A 17,333-nucleotide genomic window follows, 5' to 3' on the forward strand; every position below is an offset into this window, starting at 1 on the left:
ATTGCGCAAAACCGGGCAAGCCTCTGGGGAGGACACCCGGCTCCACGGCAAATGGGATCAAAGGGACTTCAGGGTGCCCTTGGGCAGCACGGAGGCGACGGCCTGCTTCTGCACCGCGATCACGGTGTTGGCAGCCACTTCGACCTGCACGAAGCTGTCACCGACTTCGGTCACGCGGCCGGCGATGCCGCCACCGGTGATGACTTCGTCGCCCTTGGCCAGGGCTTCGACCATGGCCTTGTGTTCCTTGGCGCGCTTCATCTGCGGGCGGATCATCAGGAACCACAGCACCACGAACATCAGGATCAGGGGCAGCAGGCCCATCAGGCCGCCGGTCGGGTCGCTGCCCGCAGCTTGGGCATAGGCATTGGAAATCAGCACGTTGGTTACTCCGGGTTAGCGAAAAAGCGCTCGATTATAGCAGTTGCCGGCGAGTGCTCCGGCCGGGTGAGACGTTGCCGGGCGCGCGGGGTTCAATGCACGCCTCGTGCGCGTTCCTCGCGGAAGCGGCGCACATGGGCCTCGAAAGCCTGGCCGGCGATGGCTTCGCGCAGTTCGGCCGTCAAGATCTGGTAGTAGCGCAGGTTGTGCACCGTGTTGAGCATGCTGCCGAGAATCTCGCCGGTACGGTGCAGGTGGTGCAGGTAGGCGCGGCTGAAGTTGCGGCAGGTATAGCAGTCGCAGGATGGATCGAGCGGGCGGGGGTCGGCCTTGTGCACCGCATTCTTGATCTTGACGTCGCCGTAGCGGGTGAACAGCCAGCCGTTGCGTGCGTTGCGGGTCGGCATCACGCAGTCGAACATGTCGATGCCGGCGGCCACGCCTTCGACGATGTCCTCGGGCGTGCCCACGCCCATCAGGTAGCGCGGCTTGTGCTGCGGCAGGCGCGGCGCGGTGTGGGCGAGGATGCGCGCCATGTCCTCCTTCGGTTCGCCGACCGACAGCCCGCCGATGGCGAAGCCGTGGAAGCCGATGTCTTCCAGCGCGCCGAGCGATTCGTCGCGCAGATCCTCGTACATGCCGCCCTGGACGATGCCGAACAGGGCGTTGGCGTTGCCCAGTTTGTCGAACTCGTCGCGCGAGCGGCGCGCCCAGCGCTGCGACAGCCGCATCGACTTCGCCGCCTCGTCGCGGCTGGCGGGGTAGGGCGTGCATTCGTCGAAGATCATGACGATGTCCGAGTTCAGCACGGCCTGGATCTGCATCGAGATTTCCGGCGTCAGGAACAGCTTTGCGCCGTCGATCGGGCTGGCGAACTTCACTCCCTCCTCGCTGATCTTGCGCAGCGCGCCCAGGCTGAAGACCTGGAAGCCGCCCGAGTCGGTGAGGATGGGCTTGTCCCAGGCCATGAAGCGGTGCAGGCCCTCGTGCGCGCGGATGATGTCCAGCCCCGGGCGCAGCCACAGGTGGAAGGTGTTGCCGAGGCAGATCTGCGCGCCGATGTCGGCGAGCATGGACGGCGTCATGGCCTTGACCGTGCCATAGGTGCCGACCGGCATGAAGACCGGTGTTTCGACCGTGCCGTGGTTCAGCGTCAGGCGGCCGCGGCGGGCGCCGCCGTCGGTGGTGAGGAGTTCAAACTGCATCGTGTTCGGCGTTTTCGTTGCGGGTCAGGAACATCGCGTCGCCGTAGCTGAAGAAGCGGTAGCGCCGGGCGATGGCGTGGGCGTAGGCACGGCGGATCTCGTCCATGCCGGCGAAGGCGGAGACGAGCATCAACAGCGTGGACTTGGGCAGGTGGAAATTGGTGATGAGCGCATCGACGACCTGGAAGTGGAAGCCGGGCAGGATGAAGATTTCCGTCTCGCCGCTGCCGGCAGCGAGCGGGCCGTCCTGCGCAGCGGCCTCCAGCGCCCGCATGCTGGTGGTGCCGACGGCGATGACGCGGCCGCCGGCGGCGCGGGTGGCGGCGATGGCATCCACGGTTTCCTGCGGGATCACGTAGCGTTCGCGGTGCATGCGGTGTTGACCGAGGTCGTCGACGCGCACCGGCTGGAAGGTGCCGGCGCCGACGTGCAGCGTCAGCCAGGCGCAGCGCGCGCCCTTTGCCGTGATGCGGGCGAGGGTGGTTTCGTCGAAATGCAGGCCGGCGGTGGGGGCGGCGACCGAGCCGGGCTCGCGCGCGAACACGGTCTGGTAGCGGCTTTCGTCGTCGTCGCCGGCGGCGCGCTGGATGTAGGGCGGCAGCGGCAGCTTGCCGTGGCGTTCCAGCAATTCGAACAGGCCTTCGCCGGCGGGAAAGCGCAGGTGGTAGAACTCGCCGGCGCGGCCGAGCACCTCGACCTCGAAGGCATCGGCCAGGCGCAGCGTGCTGCCGGTTCTGGGCGACTTGCTCGCGCGTACCTGGGCGAGCGCTTCGTGCGGGCCGACGGCGCGCTCGATCAGCACTTCGACCTGGCCGCCGCTGGCCTTGACGCCGTGCAGGCGGGCATGGATCACGCGGGTGTCGTTGAACACCAGCAGGTCGTTCGGGCCGATCAGCTCGGGCAGATCGGCAAAGTGGCGATCGAGAAGGGGCACGTCCTTGTCCGCGGGCACGACCAGCAGGCGGCTTGCGCTGCGCTCGGCGAGCGGCGCCTGGGCGATCAGTTCCGGCGGCAGGGGATAGTCGAAATCGTTCAGCGTGAGCTGCATGTGATCAGGGGATGATGTTGAATGGAAGGCTGCAGGCGCAGCCTGCGCTCGGCCCTCGGCGTCCTGCTTGCCGCGGCGAGCAGTATTCGTGGATAATGCGCGCCTTCCTGGCCGGGATGGCGGAATCGGTAGACGCAGCGGATTCAAAATCCGCCGCCGCAAGGTGTGTGGGTTCGAGTCCCACTCCCGGCACCATGAATGAAATCAAAGGGCTGCCTGACTCCGGCACGGCGAAAGCCGGCCATTCTAGAGTTTTTGCTGCAAGTTTGCAGCACCAAGCCCGGTTTCCTCCTCCTCTGGCCCATATCTGGTACCACAGCGCTTCGGCGGCATTCGCTGCAGGCGCGAGGATGTCATGGCGCTCAATCTCGAGCGGCATGCACCTGCCATCGAGCGACCCCAGGCACCATTCTGGTGATCCGGGCACCGTTGTAGTGCGTCGGTCGTGGGCGGCCTGAGCCCTTGCTCCCCGGAAACACGCTCATTTCTCCCTGATTTCATTACTGGCACGAGACCTGCTTTATGGCCATTGCTCGCCAGCAACGGCGCTGCGAGCGAGAACCTCCGCCAATGACGGTGGATGCTGGTGGACATGGCCCTGCTTCGGTCCGTGTCGGCCACGGAATCCATCTGATTTCGAACCGCGTTCCGCGGAGGTCTTCATGCTTGCGCCGGGTCGAATCCGCTGCGCCGGTATCGCCAGCCTCCCGGGGCCCGAATGAGTGATACCCGCATGAAGATCGTTCTCGTTGGCCACGGTATGGTCGGCCACAAGTTCCTCGAAGCGCTCCGGCAGTTGCAGTTTCCGGCAGCCGACGTCACCGTGCTGGGCGAGGAGCCGCGTACGGCTTACGACCGCGTACATCTGTCGGATTTCTTTGCCGGCAAGACGGCGGAAGACCTGTCGCTGGTCGAGCCCGGTTTTTTCGCCGACACCGGCTTCGATCTGCGTCTGAACAGCCGTGCGGCGGCCATCGATCGCCGCGCGAAAACGGTGACGACGCAGGACGGTGTCACCCTCTCCTACGACAAGCTGGTGCTGGCCACCGGGTCCTATCCTTTCGTGCCGCCGGTCAAGGGTAGCGACCGTGGGCAATGTTTCGTCTATCGCACGATCGAGGACCTCGAGGCGATGAAGGAGGCCAGCGCGATCTCGCGCAAGGGCGTCGTGGTGGGCGGTGGGCTGCTTGGCCTGGAGTGTGCCAAGGCCTTGCGCGACCTTGGCCTGGAGACCCATGTGGTCGAGTTTGCGCCGCGGCTGATGGCGGTGCAGGTCGACGACGATGGCGGGCGCATCCTGCGCAGCAAGATCGAGGCGCTGGGCGTGCAGGTGCATACCGAGCGCAACACCCTGGAGATCACCGACGGCCGCCAGGCCCGCCACCGGATGGTGTTCGCTGATGGCAGCCATCTGGAAACCGACATGATCGTGTTCTCCGCCGGCATCCGCCCGCGCGACGAACTGGCGCGCCAGAATGCGCTCGCGGTCGGCGCCCGCGGCGGTATCGCGATCGACGACCAGTGTCGCACCAGCGACCCGGACATCTACGCCATCGGCGAATGCGCGGCCTGGCGCGACCAGACTTTCGGTCTGGTCGCGCCAGGCTACGAGATGGCGCGTATTGCCGCGCGCCAGCTTGCGGGTGAGGCCGGGGCGGTTTTCGCCGGCGCCGACATGAGCACCAAGCTCAAGCTGATGGGGGTCGATGTGGCCAGCATCGGCGACGCCCACGGCCGGACGCCGGGCTGTCGCAGCTTCCGTTATACCGACGAATGCAAGCAGATCTACAAGAAGATCGTCGTCAGCGCCGACGGCAAGCACCTGCTCGGCGCAGTGCTGGTGGGCAATGCCGACGAATATGGCACCCTGCTGCAGATGGCCCTGAACGGCATCGCGCTGCCGGAGGCTCCGGAGTTCCTGATCCTGCCGGCAGGGGACGGCAAGGCCCGGCCCGGCCTCGGTGCGCATGAGCTGCCCGACAGCGCGCAGATCTGCTCGTGCAACAACGTCAGCAAGGAGCAGATCTGCACTGCGGTGGCCGAGGGCGCAACCAGCATCGGCGAGATCAAGGCCTGCACCCAGGCCGGCGCCACCTGCGGCGGCTGCGTGCCGCTGGTGACGCAGATCATGAAGGCCGAAATGGCCAAGCTCGGCATGGCGGTAACCGACCACCTGTGCGAGCATTTCCCCCATTCGCGCCAGGAACTGTATCACCTGGTGCGCGTCGGCGGGATCCGCAGCTTCGATGAACTGCTCGCCCGCCACGGCCGCGGTCTGGGCTGCGACATCTGCAAGCCGACCGCGGCCTCGATCTTCGCCTCGTGCTGGAACGACTTCGTGCTCAAGGGCGAGCTTGCCAGCCTGCAGGACAGCAACGACTACTTCCTCGGCAACATCCAGAAGGACGGCAGCTACTCGGTGGTGCCGCGCATGCCCGGTGGCGAGGTGACGCCCGACGGCTTGATCGCAGTCGCCCAGGTGGCGAAGAAGTACGGCCTCTACACCAAGATCACCGGTGGCCAGCGGGTGGACCTGTTCGGCGCCCGTGTCGAGCAGTTGCCGCTGATCTGGGAAGAGCTGATCGCCGCCGGCTTCGAATCCGGCCATGCCTACGGCAAGTCGCTGCGCACGGTGAAGAGCTGTGTCGGCTCGACCTGGTGCCGCTACGGCGTGCAGGACTCGGTGGGCTTGGCGGTCGAACTGGAGAACCGCTACAAGGGCCTGCGCGCACCGCACAAGATCAAGTTCGGCGTCTCCGGCTGCACCCGCGAATGCGCCGAGGCGCAGGGCAAGGACGTCGGCATCATTGCCACCGAGCGCGGCTGGAACCTCTACGTCTGCGGCAACGGCGGCATGAAGCCGCGCCACGCCGAGCTGATCGCCAGCGATCTCGACAAGACCGCCCTGGTGCGTCTGATCGACCGCTTCCTGATGTTCTACATCCGCACTGCCGACCGCCTGCAGCGCACCAGCACCTGGCGCGACAACCTCGAAGGCGGGCTGGATTACCTGAAGGCGGTGCTGATCGACGATTCGCTGGGCATCGGCGACGAACTCGAGCGCCAGATGCAGCACGTGGTCGATACCTACCAGTGCGAGTGGAAGACCGCGGTCACCGACCCCGGCGTGCGCAGGCGCTTCCGCAGTTTCGTGAACGACCCGCAGCCCGACGCGCGCATCGTCTTCGTCGAGGAGCGCGGCCAGATCCGGCCCGCCCGCGCCGACGAGCGCGTCCCGGCGTTGGCGGCAACTGCCGAACTGAGCACCTGAATCCACCGAGGAACACCCCATGAGTACAAAGAAACCGCGCTGGACCGCCGTCTGCAAAATCGGCGACATCTTGCCCGGCACCGGCGTCTGTGCGCTGGTGGAGGACCACCACGTTGCTGTCTTCCGCCTGGGCGAGGACGGCTTCTACGCCATCGACAACATCGACCCCCGCTCCGGCGCCAGCGTGCTGTCGCGCGGGCTGATCGGGAATCTCGGCGAGCATCTCGTCGTCGCCTCGCCGCTGTACAAGAACCACTTCGACCTGCGCACCGGCGCCTGCCTGGAGGCGCCCGAGCATTCGGTGCGTGCGCACCGGGTGCAGGTGCGCGGTGAAGCGGTCTTCGTTTCCCTTTCCACCCTTTCCTGATCCAAGACCATTTTCCGAGAGGTCCTTCATGGCATACCTGGCTCCTACCGAATTCGTCACCAAGATGATCGACGCCGGCGAATCCAAACTCCTGATGTCCACCCGCGACACCCTGATCCGTGCCTACATGGCCGGCGCCATCCTGGCATTGGCTGCGGCCTTCGCCGTGTCGGTGACGGTCAACACCGGCAATCCGCTGCTCGGCGCGCTGCTCTTCCCGGTCGGCTTCTGCATGCTCTACCTGCTCGGCTTCGACCTGCTCACCGGCGTGTTCACGCTGGCACCGCTGGCGGTCTTCGACCGCCGGCCCGGCGCCACCTGGGGCGGGGTGATGCGCAACTGGTCGCTGGTGTTCATCGGCAACTTCGGCGGTGCGATCACGGTGGCGGTGTTCATGGCCATCATCTTCACCAACGGCTTCACCGAGGCGCCCAACGCCATCGGCCAGAAGATCGGCCACATCGGCGAAGGCCGCACCGTCGGCTACGCCGAGCACGGCGCGGCCGGCATGCTGACCCTGTTCGTGCGGGCGGTGATGTGCAACTGGATGGTGTCGACCGGTGTGGTCGCGGCGATGATGTCCACCAGCGTGTCGGGCAAGGTGATTGCGATGTGGATGCCGATCCTGGTGTTCTTCTACATGGGTTTCGAGCACAGCATCGTGAACATGTACCTGTTCCCCTCCGGCCTGATGCTCGGCGGCCAGTTCACCTTCATGGATTACATGTTGTGGAACGAGATCCCGACGGTGCTGGGCAATCTGGTTGGCGGCCTCACCTTCGTCGGCGCCACGCTGTACTCCACACACTACAAGACCGCGCCCAAGCGCAAGGTCGCCTGAGCGCCGCCGGCTGCCGATGCGCAAGCCGCCACGCGTATCCGTCGGCCAGCATTCGCTGGTCGGCGCCCATCCCGTCAACCAGGATTTCCACGGCGCCATGCTGCCGGGCGGAAACCTGCTGGCCACCAAGGGCATCGTGCTGGCGCTGGCCGACGGCATCAGCTCGAGCCGCGTCAGCCATCTGGCCAGCCAGACCGCAGTCCACTCCTTCCTGGAGGACTACTACGCCACTTCCGAAGCCTGGACGGTGCGCCGCGCGGCGCAGTGTGTGCTGGGAGCTACCAACGCCTGGCTGCATGGCCAGACGCAGCGCGGCGAGGGCTGCTTCGACAAGGATCGCGGCCATGTCTGCACCTTCAGCGCGCTGGTGCTGAAAGGGCGTGATCTGCACCTGCTGCACGTCGGCGATTCGCGCATCTATCGGCTGCATCCGCAGTCGCTGGAGCAATTGACGGAGGACCACCGGATCCGCCATTCGTCGGTCGAGAGCTATCTCGCCCGCGCGCTCGGCACCAGCCCGCACGTCGAGATCGACTACGCTTGCTGGGAGGCCGAGCGTGGAGAAATCTATGTGCTGGCGACGGACGGGGCCTATGAATATCTCGACGCCACACTCGTCCATCGCGGTATCGCCCGCCATCCCGACGATCTCGATGCAGCGGCCGCGTGGCTGGTGGCGCAGGCGCGCGCGGCCGGCAGCGAGGACGACGCCACACTGCAATTGCTGCGGATCGACGAACTGCCGCAGGACGAAGCGCCAAAGGCGCAACTGCGGCGGGAAGGGCTGGCCCTGCCGTCGGTGCTGACGCCGCGCGCGGTGTTCGAAGGTTTCACCATCGTGCGCGAGCTGCAGGTGAGCGCGCGCAGCCACGTCTTCCTCGCGGTGGATGAGGACAGCGGCCGGCAACTGGTGCTGAAGACGCCGTCGATTGATCTGCGCGGGGATGCGGACTATCTCGACAGTTTCGTGCTGGAGGAGTGGGTGGCGCGTCGCGTCGATAGTCCGCACGTCATCAAGGCCTGGCCGGGCGAGCGCCGGCGTGCTCATCTCTACGTGGCGATGGAGTACATCGAGGGGCAGACGCTGGCGCAATGGATGATCGACCATCCGAAGCCGCCGCTCGACGTCGTGCGCGGAATCGTCGGCCAACTGGCGCAGGGCCTGCAGGCATTGCACGGCCGCGACATGCTGCATCGCGATCTGCGCCCCGAGAACGTGATGATCGATCGCGACGGCACGGTCAAGCTGATTGACCTGGCGAACGTGCATGTCGCCGGACTGGCCGAGGGGTGGCGCGAGCCGGCGCATACCATCCCGCCCGGCACCCTGCAGTACATGGCACCGGAATGCCTGCTCGGCCAGGCGGCCGGCGTGGAGGCGGATCTGTTCTCGCTGGCCGCCATCTCCTACCAGATGCTCTGCGGCCAGCTACCTTACGGCCTGAGCGCAGCGCGCGTAAGGACGCTGCATGATCTGCGCAAGCTGCGCTACGTGCCGCTGCGCCACTTCCGGCCCGAATTGCCGCCGTGGCTGGATGCGGTGCTCGGCAAGGCGCTGCATCCGGTGCCGGCGAAGCGGCAGCAAGTGATTTCGGAGTTCGTGCACGACCTGAGCGCGCCGGATGCGAGTTTCCTGCGATCACGGCGAACGCCGTTGGCGGAGCGCGATCCGGTGCTGTTCTGGAAGTGCCTTTCGATCGTGCTGGCGCTGCTCGTCGTGGCGCTCGTGTTCTACATCGACATGGGGCGGCATTGAGCCGGCGGATGGGTGAGGGCTTCTGTCCGCGCGGCTTACGCCGACTGCTGGCCTTCGTTCGCCGCGGCGCTGATCGCGCGTACCGCAGGGTGGGTCAGCCGGCGCTCCACCGAGATGGCGTAATAGGTTTCGACGACGCCGTCGGCCGTGCCCAGATGCACCATCGCATCCTGGCGGCAGAGCTGCTCGCCGACCGCCTGGGCGCTGGGGAAGATGCCGGCGCCGGCTTCGGCGAAGGCGCGCATCAGCGCGCTGTCGTCGAATTCACCGACGATGTGCGGCTTCAGCCCGGCGGCGTCGAGCCAGCGCAGCAGCGGGCCGCGTACCGCGGCTTCGCTGCCCGGCAGCAGCAGCGGCGCGCCGTTCAGGCTGTGCGGAAAGTCGCTGCTCAGGGCCTCGGCCAGGCTGGGCGCGGCGAAGAAGCCGATGGTCGATTCGCTCAGCTTGTGGCTGTAGCCGCGCACGTCCATGTTCGACGGCATCGGGCCGTCGGCGAGTACGACGTCGAGCTTGTGGATCGCCAGTTCCCCGAGCAGGGCGTCGAACTTGCCTTCGCGGCAGACGATGCGCATCGGCTCGGCCAGCGTCATCGACGGCGCCAGCAGCAGCCAGGCGATCGTCTTCGGCACCACGTCGGCGACGCCGACCCGGAAGGGAACCGCACGTCCGCTGGCGCGGCTGCGGATCGCTTCTTCCAGTTCGTCGCCAAGACGGAAAATTTCTTCGGCATAATCGAGAGCGACGCGCCCGGTGTCGGTCAGCGCCAGCCCGCGCCCCTGGCGCTTGAACAGGCTGACGCCGAGTTCGGCTTCGAGTGTGGCGATCTGGCCAGACAGGGTTTGTGGTGCAAGTCCGGAACGTTCTGCGCCGCGCACGATCCCACCTGCTCGGGCGACGGTCCAGAAGTGATGCAACTGCTTGTAGTTGATCATGGCTGGCTCCCGGGTGTCGTGAATACTTCGAAAAAATCGGATGCATATTCTGTTGAACCGAGATTCTATCGAAGCGTCTGAGGTTTAGTATCCGGCAGGCGTCCAGCCTGGCGGTGATGCGCAACTACCAATAAGGAGACTCGAGATGCGAATCGATCTGCATTGTGAGGGCGTCGAAGCCGCGCCCGTCCTGCGTGATTACGTGACCCGCCGGATGGGCTTCGCAATCGGACGTTTTCGTGACCACATCCAGTGGGCGCGCGTGAAAGTGGCCGACGTCAATGGCCCGCGCGGCGGCCAGGACAAGCGTTGCGTGGTACAACTGCGCCTGCGCAACCTGCCCGACGTGGTGTTCGCCATCACGCAGCTCGACGTCCGCGCTGCGATCGACCAGGCTGCCGAGCGTGTCGCCCGTGTGCTTGCCCAGCGCGTGCGTCGTGTCCAGCGTCCGAACCGGGCCCGCATCGCGTCGATGCAGGTACAGCCGGCCTGACGTCATAGTACTGAGGCCGGGCCATCCCGATACACCCAAAACAAAACCCCCTGACCGGAGGAAGCAAGACCATGGAAAACCGCCTTTCGACGACGACTCGCTCCGAAGCATCGGTGCTGTCGACCAACAAGGTCATTCGCAACACCTACATGCTGCTGTCGCTGACGCTGGCCTTTTCCGCACTGACGGCCGGGCTGTCGATGGCGATGGGGCTGCCGCACCCGGGGCTGATCATCACCCTGGTCGGCTATTTCGGCCTGCTGTTCCTGACCAGCAAATTCCGCAACAGCGGCCTGGGCATCCTGTTCGTGTTCGCGCTGACGGGCTTCATGGGCTTCACGCTCGGCCCGATCATCTCGGCCTACCTGTCGCTGCCCAACGGCAGCAGCATCGTGATGCAGGCGATGGCCGGTACCGCAGCGATCTTCCTCGGCCTGTCGGCCTACGCGGTGACGACGAAGAAGGACTTCTCCTTCATGGGCGGCTTCCTGATGGTCGGCATCCTGGTGGCCTTCCTGGCCGGCCTGGGCGCGATCTTCTTCGAGATCCCGGCGCTGTCTCTGACCGTTTCCGCCGCCTTCGTGCTGCTGATGTCGGGCCTGATCCTGTACGAGACCAGCAACATCATCCATGGCGGCGAGACCAACTACGTGATGGCGACGGTGACGCTGTTCGTGTCGATCTTCAATCTCTTCACCAGCCTGCTGCACCTGCTGGGCTTCATGAACAACGACTGATCGCCGGCACTGCCGGAGTCGTGTGCGGGGTGGTTGCCGGAAGGCGGCCACCCCGCTTGTTTTGGGCGTTCAGGCGGGCACCCCGGACATGTTCGTCCGAATGTGATGGGCACGGTCCGGGCCGTGTGGCGCTACAATGGCGCACATTTCTCAGTGGGAACGGTTGGATGAAGACCACTTTTCTGGATTTCGAACAGGCGGTTGCCGAACTGGAAGCGAAGATCGACCAGTTGCGTTTCGTGGCGGACGACCCCGCCGTGGACATCTCCGAGGAGATCGCCCGTCTCGAAGCCAAGAGCCAGTCGCTGACCAAGGATATCTACGCCAAGCTGACGCCATGGCAGATCGCGCAGGTCGCGCGCCACCCTCAGCGGCCCTACACGCTCGACTACGCCCAGCACATCTTCACCGACTTCGAGGAGCTGCACGGCGACCGCGCGTATGCCGACGACAAGGCCATCGTCGGCGGCCTGGCGCGTTTCAACGGCGAGAGCTGCGTCGTCATCGGCCACCAGAAGGGCCGCGACACCAAGGAAAAGATCGCACGCAACTTCGGCATGCCGCGGCCCGAGGGCTATCGCAAGGCGATGCGGCTGATGAAGCTGGCCGAGAAGTTCGGCCTGCCGGTGTTCACCTTCATCGATACGCCGGGCGCCTATCCTGGCATCGGTGCCGAGGAGCGCGGCCAGTCCGAGGCCATCGGCCACAGCCTCTACCTGATGGCCGAACTGCGCGTGCCCATCATCGCCACCATCATCGGCGAAGGCGGTTCCGGCGGCGCGCTGGCGATCGCGGTCGGCGACCAGGTGCTGATGCTGCAATACTCCACTTATTCGGTGATCTCGCCCGAAGGCTGCGCGTCGATCCTGTGGAAAAGTGCCGACAAGGCGGCCGAGGCGGCCGAGACCATGGGCATCACCGCGGCGCGGCTGAAGTCGCTCGGCCTGGTCGACAAGGTCGTCAGTGAACCGATCGGCGGTGCCCATCGCGATCACCGCGCGATGGCGGCGTCGCTGAAACTGGCGTTGGCCGAATCGCTGCGCCAGCTGGAACATCTGTCGCCTTCCGAACTCGTGGCGCAACGCTACGAGAAGCTGATGAGCTACGGCCGCTTCAAGGAACAGGCGGCCTGAAGCCATGTTGCCGGAGGCCGCTTCCCGCAGCTTGAAGGCAGCGGGAGTCGGCCCGGGCGCGCGGCTGTGCTGCGCGCTGTCGGGCGGCGTCGATTCGGTCGTGCTGCTCCATGTCCTGCATGTCCTGGCGCCGCGCCTGGGGTTTTCCCTTCAGGCCGCCCACGTCCATCATGGCCTCAGCCCGAACGCGGATGCGTGGGCCGAAGCCTGCGGGCGGCTCTGCGCACAGTTGCAGATTCCCTTCTCCTCGTTCCGCGTGACCGTGCCGCGCGACGATGCCGCCGGGCTCGAAGCCGCCGCCCGGCGCGAGCGCCATGCGGCGCTCGATGGCGTCGATTGTGACTGGCTGGCGCTGGGCCACCACCTCGACGACCAGGCCGAAACCTTGCTGTTCCGGTTGTTGCGGGGCAGCGGCGTGCGCGGTGCGGCGGCGATGGCGGCATGCGAGCCGCCGCAGGCCGGCCGGCCTGGGCGGCTGCGGCCGCTGCTCGACTGCCGCCGTGCCGGGATCGAAGCCTGGGCGCGGAGCCACGGGCTGAGCTGGGTCGAGGACGAAAGCAACGCCGTGCTGGATTACCGCCGCAATCATCTGCGCCATCGCGTGCTGCCGGTGATCGGTGAGCGCTTTCCGGCGGCAACTGCGACGCTGGCGCGGGCGGCAGGGCATTTCCGCGAGGCGAGCGATCTGCTCGACCAGCTTGCCGAACTGGATCATGCCGCCTGCGGTGGGCGGGCGCTGAAGCGCGAGCGCCTGCTGGCCCTGCCCGATGCCCGCATCGCCAATCTGCTGCGCTGGCTGGCGCGGCGGCAGGGCTTCCGTGCGCCCGGTCAGGTTCGGCTGGGCGAAGCGCTGCGCCAGTTGCGTGCGGTGCCGGCTTCCCGTCCATTGCGCCTCGAACTGGGCGATCTGGCCTGCTGCATCTACCGGGGCGAACTGTGGCTGGAGGAGAATTTCGCCGGCCGTCCGCAGCCGCAGCTCTGGCAGGGCGGCGCCCGCCTGCCGTGGGGGACGGGCAGCGTCGATTTCCGTCCCGCGGTCGGTGCAGGCATCGCCCGTGCCGCAGTCGATGGCCTGGCGCCGGTCGTGCTGGATGCGTATCGGTCCGGCCTGCGCATGCGCATGCGCCTGGGCATGGGGCGGCCGCGGCGCAGCTTCAGGAAGCTGTGCCAGGAAGCGGGGATTCCGGCCTGGATGCGCGAGCGCTTGCCCGTGCTGTGGATCGGCGGCGAAGCGGCCTGGATCGGCGGCATCGGTGTCGCCGCGGACTTCGCCTGCGAGGCCGGTGGCGCCGGCCTGGTGCCGGAGTGGAGGCCGGGGGGAGAAAGCCGGTGACAACCGGCCCGCAGCAGCTTCAGTCGCGCAGGTCGGTCAGGATCTGTACCAGTTCCACCGCCGAACGGACGGCCATCTTGTCGAAGATGCGGGAGCGGTGCGCTTCGACCGTGCGCATCGAGATCGAGAGCTCGTCGGCGATGACCTTGTTGTACTTGCCTGCCAGGATCAGGTCCATGACTTCGCGTTCGCGCTGCGTCAGCGTCGCCAGCCGGGCTTCGATCGCTTCGCGGCCGGCCGCGGCGCGCAGGCGTTCGGCATCGAGCGCGAGCGCCTTTTCCACCAGTTCGACCAGATCGTGGTCGTTGAAGGGTTTCTCGATGAAATGGAACGCGCCTTTCTTCAGCGCGGCCACCGCCATCGGCACGTCGCCATGGCCGGTGATGAAGATCACCGGCAGGCGACAGCCGCGTGCCAGCAAGGCGTCGAAGCATTCGAGCCCGCTCATGCCTGCCATGCGGATGTCGAGGACGATGCAGCCTTGCCATTCTGCCTGCCAGGCGGCGAGGAATTGTTCGCCGCCTTCCCAGGCCCGGCAAGCGACGTTGCGGGTCTTGAACAGCCACTGAAGGGCATCACGGATGGCGTCGTCGTCGTCGATGATGTGCGCGAAAGCCGGGTTCATGCGTTTTCCACGGGGAGCGTCAGGGTGAAGATGGTACCGCTGCCGGGCGTCGTGTCGAAAGTGAGACGGCCGTGGTGAAGTTCGGCGATCGAGCGGCAGATGTTGAGCCCCATGCCCATGCCTTCGCTCTTGGTGGTGAAGAAGGGTTCGAACAGGCGGGCAGCGGTGTCGGCCGGAATGCCGCAGCCGTGATCGGTGACGCGGACCGCGACCGATCGGCCTTCGAGCCGGGTGGCGACGAGGATCTTCCGCCTGGCCGCCGGCGTGTCGCGCATTGCGTCCATGCCGTTGCGCACCAGGTTGACGACGATCTGTTCGATCATCACCGCGTCGGCCGTGATCTGGGGAAGATCCGGGGCCAGGTCGAGGACGAGCTGCATCCGCCGCTTGCGGACGTCCGCCTCGGTCAGGCCGGCGGCGTCGCGCACGACGGCATTGAGATCGAGCGGGCCGAGTCGCGGCTCCGAGCGGCGCACGAAGTCGTGCACCCGGCGGATGATCTCGCCGGCGCGGCGGGCCTGGCGCCCGATCTTGCGCTGGATGTCGAGCAGATCGTCGCGGTTGGTGTCGGCTGCTTGCAGGTGGTTCAGGCAACCGTCGGCATAGCTTGCGATGGCGGTTAGGGGCTGGTTGAGCTCATGCGCAAGGGTGGAGGCCATCTCGCCCATGGTGACCAGGCGTGACGTGGCCTGCAGCCGCTCGTTCTGCTGGCGCGCCAGTTCCTGGGCCTGTTTCTGTTCGGTGATGTCGAGTACCGATCCCATCCAGCCGGTGTGGCGGCCGGCGGCATCGATCAGGGGGGCTTCGAACAGCAGCACGTCGACCATCTCGCCATTCTTGCGGCGGAAGCGCAGTTCGATGCCTTCGGGTGTCGAGCCGGTGTCTTCCAGGCGGTCGAGCAGTTGCTGACGCTGTTCGGTGTGGTTCGGCAGCCAGTAGGGCAGTGGGGGTTCGAGGCCGACCAGTTCGTCGGCGCTGTAGCCGGTCATGCGGCAGAAGGCGGAGTTCACGTAGGTGAGGCGGCCGTCGAGGTCGCGGGCGCGCATGCCGGTCAGCATCGAGTCCTCCATCGCCTTGCGGAAGGCCGATTCGGCGCGCAGCGCGATTTCGGCCTGCTGGCGGCGGGCGAGTTGACGCCGGAGCTGGGCCACGCTCCAGACGATGACGCCGCCCAGCAGCACGATCGAGGTGACCAGCAACACGGGGATCCAGCGCGTCTCGGGCCGGTACGCGGTGATCTGCAGGCTCAGGCCGTGGCCGGGCGGCTCGAGGGGGATCTGGTAGTCGAGCTGCGACGACAGCGGTGCGACCTTCGATTTTGCGGCGATCTCGCGCCCGTCGTCATCGAGTACCGCGACCCGGTAGCGCGCCGAGAACCACCAGGGCAGATCGCGGACGACGATGTCGTTCAGCGAGTAGACGCCGGTCACCAGGCCTTTCAGTGCGCTGTCGGACCAGACCGGGATGTGCACTTCGAAGCGATGCTTGCCGTTGCCTCCCGCATAGGGCGGGCCGTAAGTGGGGCGACCGATGTTGCGTGCGAGCTGGAAGGGCGTGTCGGCGAGGGAAAGCTCGGTCGCCTCGTCCGGATTCGGCGCAGGCAGTGGCGGCATGGCGCCGACCAGGGTGCCGTCGGGTGTGCGCCAGAGGATGCGCACCAGCCCCCGACCCTGGGTCAGCAGATGCGCCAGCCGGGCCTCGGTCTGCTGGTGCCGCTGGGGAACGAACAGATCCGGGCCGAGCTGCTGGAGATCCGCTTCGTTGCGATCCAGCTCGAAGCGGAGGTTCTGCTCCATCCACAGCACGTCGCTGATCAGCGTCGATCGTTGCTCGTCGGCGTCGTACTGGCGCGTCAGCCACACGAGTGCGGCGATCGCAGCCAGGAACAGCGGCAGGGCGAAATAGGAGACCCGGCCGACCCAACGGGCGCGTCCGGCCGTGGCCGGGGGAAGGGTGTCGTCGGCGTGGGTCATGAGGCCTGAGGCGTGGAGTCGGTGGGCGGATGCTACCCGGCTGGAACTGCGGATTTCCACAATAGAACCTGTCGGCGGGCACAAAGGATACTGATGGGGCTGTGCAGAAAAACTTATCGGTGCAGTCAGCCGCGTTGGGCGCCATCGTCCGGCGGGGGAATGGAAACGTCAATATGAACGCTGTTCGTTCGGAGGAGAGAAATCCATGAAGATCCGTGCACTTCTGGTGGGTCTGGTCGCTGTCGGCCTGTCGGCTGCCGCCGTCGCCGCAGACCCGATCGTCATCAAGTTCAGCCACGTCGTCGCGCAGGACACGCCCAAGGGCAAGGGAGCCGACAAGTTCAAGGAACTGGCCGAGAAATACACCAATGGCGCGGTCAAGGTCGAGGTGTACCCGAACAGCACGCTGTACAAGGACAAGGAAGAGATGGAAGCGCTGCAGCTGGGCGCGGTGCAGATGCTCGCGCCCTCGCTGGCCAAGTTCGGCCCGCTGGGCGTGCGCGAGTTCGAAGCTTTCGATCTGCCCTACATCTTCGACGGCTACGATGCCCTGCACAAGATCACCAAGGGTCCGGTCGGCCAGCAGCTGCTGGACAAGCTGGAGCCGCGCGGCATCAAGGGCCTGGCCTACTGGGACAACGGCTTCAAGTCCTTCTCGGCCAACAGCCCGATCACCAAGCCGGAAGATCTGCGCGGCAAGAAATTGCGCATCCAGTCGTCCAAGGTGCTCGAAGAGCAGATGCGCCAGATCAGGGCCTTGCCGCAGGTGATGGCCTTCTCCGAAACCTACCAGGCCTTGCAGACGGGCGTGGTCGACGGCACCGAGAACCCGCACTCCAACCTGTACACGCAGAAGATGCATGAAGTGCAGAAGCACCTGGCGCTGACCGATCATGGCTATCTGGGCTATGCGGTGATCACCAACAAGCGCTTCTGGGACGGCCTGCCCGCGGACGTGCGCAGCCAGCTCGACAAGGCGATGGACGAAGCGACCGACTACGCCAACCAGATCGCCAAGGAAGAGAACGACAAGGCGCTGGAAGCGGTGCGCGCCTCGGGCAAGACCGAGATCCGCGCCCTGAGCGACGAGGAGCGTGCGGCCTTCATCAAGGCGCTGCTGCCGGTGCACAAGAAGATGGAATCGCGCGTGGGTGCGGCGACGATCAAGTCGATCTACGAAGCCACCGGCTTCGATCCCGGCAAGTTCTGACCGCTGACCGGCTGATGCCCTGCCGCGC

15 protein-coding genes and 1 tRNA gene are annotated in these 17,333 nt (G+C 66.3%); 10 read left to right on the forward strand and 6 right to left on the reverse strand.

Annotated elements, in window-relative coordinates; genetic code table 11:
* Nucleotides 1-57: 57 nt before the first annotated feature.
* From yajC to queA, 3 genes are all read right to left on the reverse strand, one after another.
* Nucleotides 58-381: a preprotein translocase subunit YajC gene (gene yajC / locus TBU01S_RS07590; RefSeq protein WP_068636035.1), complete on the reverse strand. Its 324-nt coding sequence runs from the start codon at nucleotides 379-381 to the stop codon at nucleotides 58-60.
* Between the two features lie 92 nt (nucleotides 382-473).
* On the reverse strand, nucleotides 474-1,586 hold the full coding sequence (tgt, locus tag TBU01S_RS07595; RefSeq protein ID WP_068636036.1) for a tRNA guanosine(34) transglycosylase Tgt: 1,113 nt from the start codon (nucleotides 1,584-1,586) through the stop codon (nucleotides 474-476).
* Nucleotides 1,576-2,634, reverse strand: a complete 1,059-nt coding sequence (gene queA / locus TBU01S_RS07600) for a tRNA preQ1(34) S-adenosylmethionine ribosyltransferase-isomerase QueA (protein ID WP_068636037.1) — start codon at nucleotides 2,632-2,634, stop codon at nucleotides 1,576-1,578. Before queA ends, tgt begins: the two co-directional genes overlap by 11 nt.
* A 110-nt stretch (nucleotides 2,635-2,744) precedes the next feature.
* Here queA and TBU01S_RS07605 point away from each other — a divergent pair.
* The 5 genes from TBU01S_RS07605 to TBU01S_RS07625 all read left to right on the forward strand — a co-directional run bounded on the left by TBU01S_RS07605 (nucleotide 2,745) and on the right by TBU01S_RS07625 (nucleotide 8,869).
* Nucleotides 2,745-2,829: transfer RNA gene (locus TBU01S_RS07605), tRNA-Leu, on the forward strand.
* 538 nt (nucleotides 2,830-3,367) lie between these two features.
* Nucleotides 3,368-5,905, forward strand: coding sequence for a nitrite reductase large subunit NirB (gene nirB / locus TBU01S_RS07610; protein WP_068636038.1), 2,538 nt, complete (start codon nucleotides 3,368-3,370; stop codon nucleotides 5,903-5,905).
* A 19-nt stretch (nucleotides 5,906-5,924) separates the two neighbouring features.
* Nucleotides 5,925-6,272, forward strand: coding sequence for a nitrite reductase small subunit NirD (nirD, locus tag TBU01S_RS07615; RefSeq protein ID WP_068636039.1), 348 nt, complete (start codon nucleotides 5,925-5,927; stop codon nucleotides 6,270-6,272).
* Between the two features lie 28 nt (nucleotides 6,273-6,300).
* Nucleotides 6,301-7,113 (forward strand): formate/nitrite transporter family protein, encoded by an 813-nt coding sequence (locus TBU01S_RS07620; RefSeq protein ID WP_068636040.1) that lies wholly within the window; start codon nucleotides 6,301-6,303, stop codon nucleotides 7,111-7,113.
* A 16-nt stretch (nucleotides 7,114-7,129) separates the two neighbouring features.
* Nucleotides 7,130-8,869, forward strand: coding sequence for a bifunctional protein-serine/threonine kinase/phosphatase (locus TBU01S_RS07625; protein ID WP_068636041.1), 1,740 nt, complete (start codon nucleotides 7,130-7,132; stop codon nucleotides 8,867-8,869).
* Between the two features lie 35 nt (nucleotides 8,870-8,904).
* Here TBU01S_RS07625 and nhaR read toward each other — a convergent pair whose 3' ends face one another.
* A complete protein-coding gene (gene nhaR, locus TBU01S_RS07630; RefSeq protein ID WP_068636042.1) occupies nucleotides 8,905-9,801 on the reverse strand; it encodes a transcriptional activator NhaR in 897 nt (298 codons plus the stop codon).
* A 145-nt stretch (nucleotides 9,802-9,946) separates the two neighbouring features.
* On the opposite strand from nhaR, the gene TBU01S_RS07635 reads away from it, so the two are divergent.
* From TBU01S_RS07635 to tilS, 4 genes are all read left to right on the forward strand, one after another.
* Entirely contained in the window at nucleotides 9,947-10,294 is a 348-nt protein-coding gene (locus TBU01S_RS07635; protein ID WP_068636043.1) for an HPF/RaiA family ribosome-associated protein, read from the forward strand.
* Between the two features lie 71 nt (nucleotides 10,295-10,365).
* Entirely contained in the window at nucleotides 10,366-11,031 is a 666-nt protein-coding gene (locus TBU01S_RS07640; RefSeq protein WP_068636044.1) for a Bax inhibitor-1/YccA family protein, read from the forward strand.
* A gap of 167 nt (nucleotides 11,032-11,198) precedes the next feature.
* The gene (locus TBU01S_RS07645) at nucleotides 11,199-12,164 is read left to right on the forward strand and encodes an acetyl-CoA carboxylase carboxyltransferase subunit alpha (protein ID WP_068636045.1); all 966 of its coding nucleotides are present in this window, start codon (nucleotides 11,199-11,201) and stop codon (nucleotides 12,162-12,164) included.
* Between the two features lie 31 nt (nucleotides 12,165-12,195).
* Entirely contained in the window at nucleotides 12,196-13,497 is a 1,302-nt protein-coding gene (gene tilS / locus TBU01S_RS07650; RefSeq protein WP_369404198.1) for a tRNA lysidine(34) synthetase TilS, read from the forward strand.
* Nucleotides 13,498-13,516: 19 nt separating this feature from the next.
* Here tilS and TBU01S_RS07655 read toward each other — a convergent pair whose 3' ends face one another.
* Nucleotides 13,517-14,122 (reverse strand): response regulator transcription factor, encoded by a 606-nt coding sequence (locus TBU01S_RS07655; protein ID WP_068636047.1) that lies wholly within the window; start codon nucleotides 14,120-14,122, stop codon nucleotides 13,517-13,519.
* Complete coding sequence (locus TBU01S_RS07660; RefSeq protein WP_068636048.1) at nucleotides 14,119-16,095, reverse strand: sensor histidine kinase; 1,977 nt, start codon at nucleotides 16,093-16,095, stop codon at nucleotides 14,119-14,121. The genes TBU01S_RS07655 and TBU01S_RS07660 overlap by 4 nt, the downstream gene beginning before the upstream one ends.
* A 205-nt stretch (nucleotides 16,096-16,300) precedes the next feature.
* On the opposite strand from TBU01S_RS07660, the gene TBU01S_RS07665 reads away from it, so the two are divergent.
* Nucleotides 16,301-17,305 carry a TRAP transporter substrate-binding protein gene (locus TBU01S_RS07665; protein ID WP_068636049.1) on the forward strand — a complete coding sequence of 335 codons (1,005 nt, stop codon included), beginning with the start codon at nucleotides 16,301-16,303 and terminating at the stop codon, nucleotides 17,303-17,305.
* Nucleotides 17,306-17,333 lie beyond the last annotated feature (28 nt).

Origin of the sequence: Thauera butanivorans NBRC 103042 (assembly GCF_001591165.1) — a bacterium.
GTDB classification, from domain to species: domain Bacteria; phylum Pseudomonadota; class Gammaproteobacteria; order Burkholderiales; family Rhodocyclaceae; genus Thauera; species Thauera butanivorans.

Bases quoted from the DNA above. Each gene is read 5' to 3' on its own strand.
- tgt (WP_068636036.1), bottom strand. From the start codon at position 1,586: ATGCAGTTTGAACTCCTCACCACCGACGGCGGCGCCCGCCGCGGCCGC.
- queA (WP_068636037.1), bottom strand. From the start codon at position 2,634: ATGCAGCTCACGCTGAACGATTTCGACTATCCCCTGCCGCCGGAACTG.
- nirB (WP_068636038.1), top strand. From the start codon at position 3,368: ATGAAGATCGTTCTCGTTGGCCACGGTATGGTCGGCCACAAGTTCCTC.
- nirD (WP_068636039.1), top strand. From the start codon at position 5,925: ATGAGTACAAAGAAACCGCGCTGGACCGCCGTCTGCAAAATCGGCGAC.
- TBU01S_RS07620 (WP_068636040.1), top strand. From the start codon at position 6,301: ATGGCATACCTGGCTCCTACCGAATTCGTCACCAAGATGATCGACGCC.
- TBU01S_RS07625 (WP_068636041.1), top strand. From the start codon at position 7,130: ATGCGCAAGCCGCCACGCGTATCCGTCGGCCAGCATTCGCTGGTCGGC.
- nhaR (WP_068636042.1), bottom strand. From the start codon at position 9,801: ATGATCAACTACAAGCAGTTGCATCACTTCTGGACCGTCGCCCGAGCA.
- TBU01S_RS07635 (WP_068636043.1), top strand. From the start codon at position 9,947: ATGCGAATCGATCTGCATTGTGAGGGCGTCGAAGCCGCGCCCGTCCTG.
- TBU01S_RS07640 (WP_068636044.1), top strand. From the start codon at position 10,366: ATGGAAAACCGCCTTTCGACGACGACTCGCTCCGAAGCATCGGTGCTG.
- TBU01S_RS07645 (WP_068636045.1), top strand. From the start codon at position 11,199: ATGAAGACCACTTTTCTGGATTTCGAACAGGCGGTTGCCGAACTGGAA.
- TBU01S_RS07655 (WP_068636047.1), bottom strand. From the start codon at position 14,122: ATGAACCCGGCTTTCGCGCACATCATCGACGACGACGACGCCATCCGT.
- TBU01S_RS07660 (WP_068636048.1), bottom strand. From the start codon at position 16,095: ATGACCCACGCCGACGACACCCTTCCCCCGGCCACGGCCGGACGCGCC.
- TBU01S_RS07665 (WP_068636049.1), top strand. From the start codon at position 16,301: ATGAAGATCCGTGCACTTCTGGTGGGTCTGGTCGCTGTCGGCCTGTCG.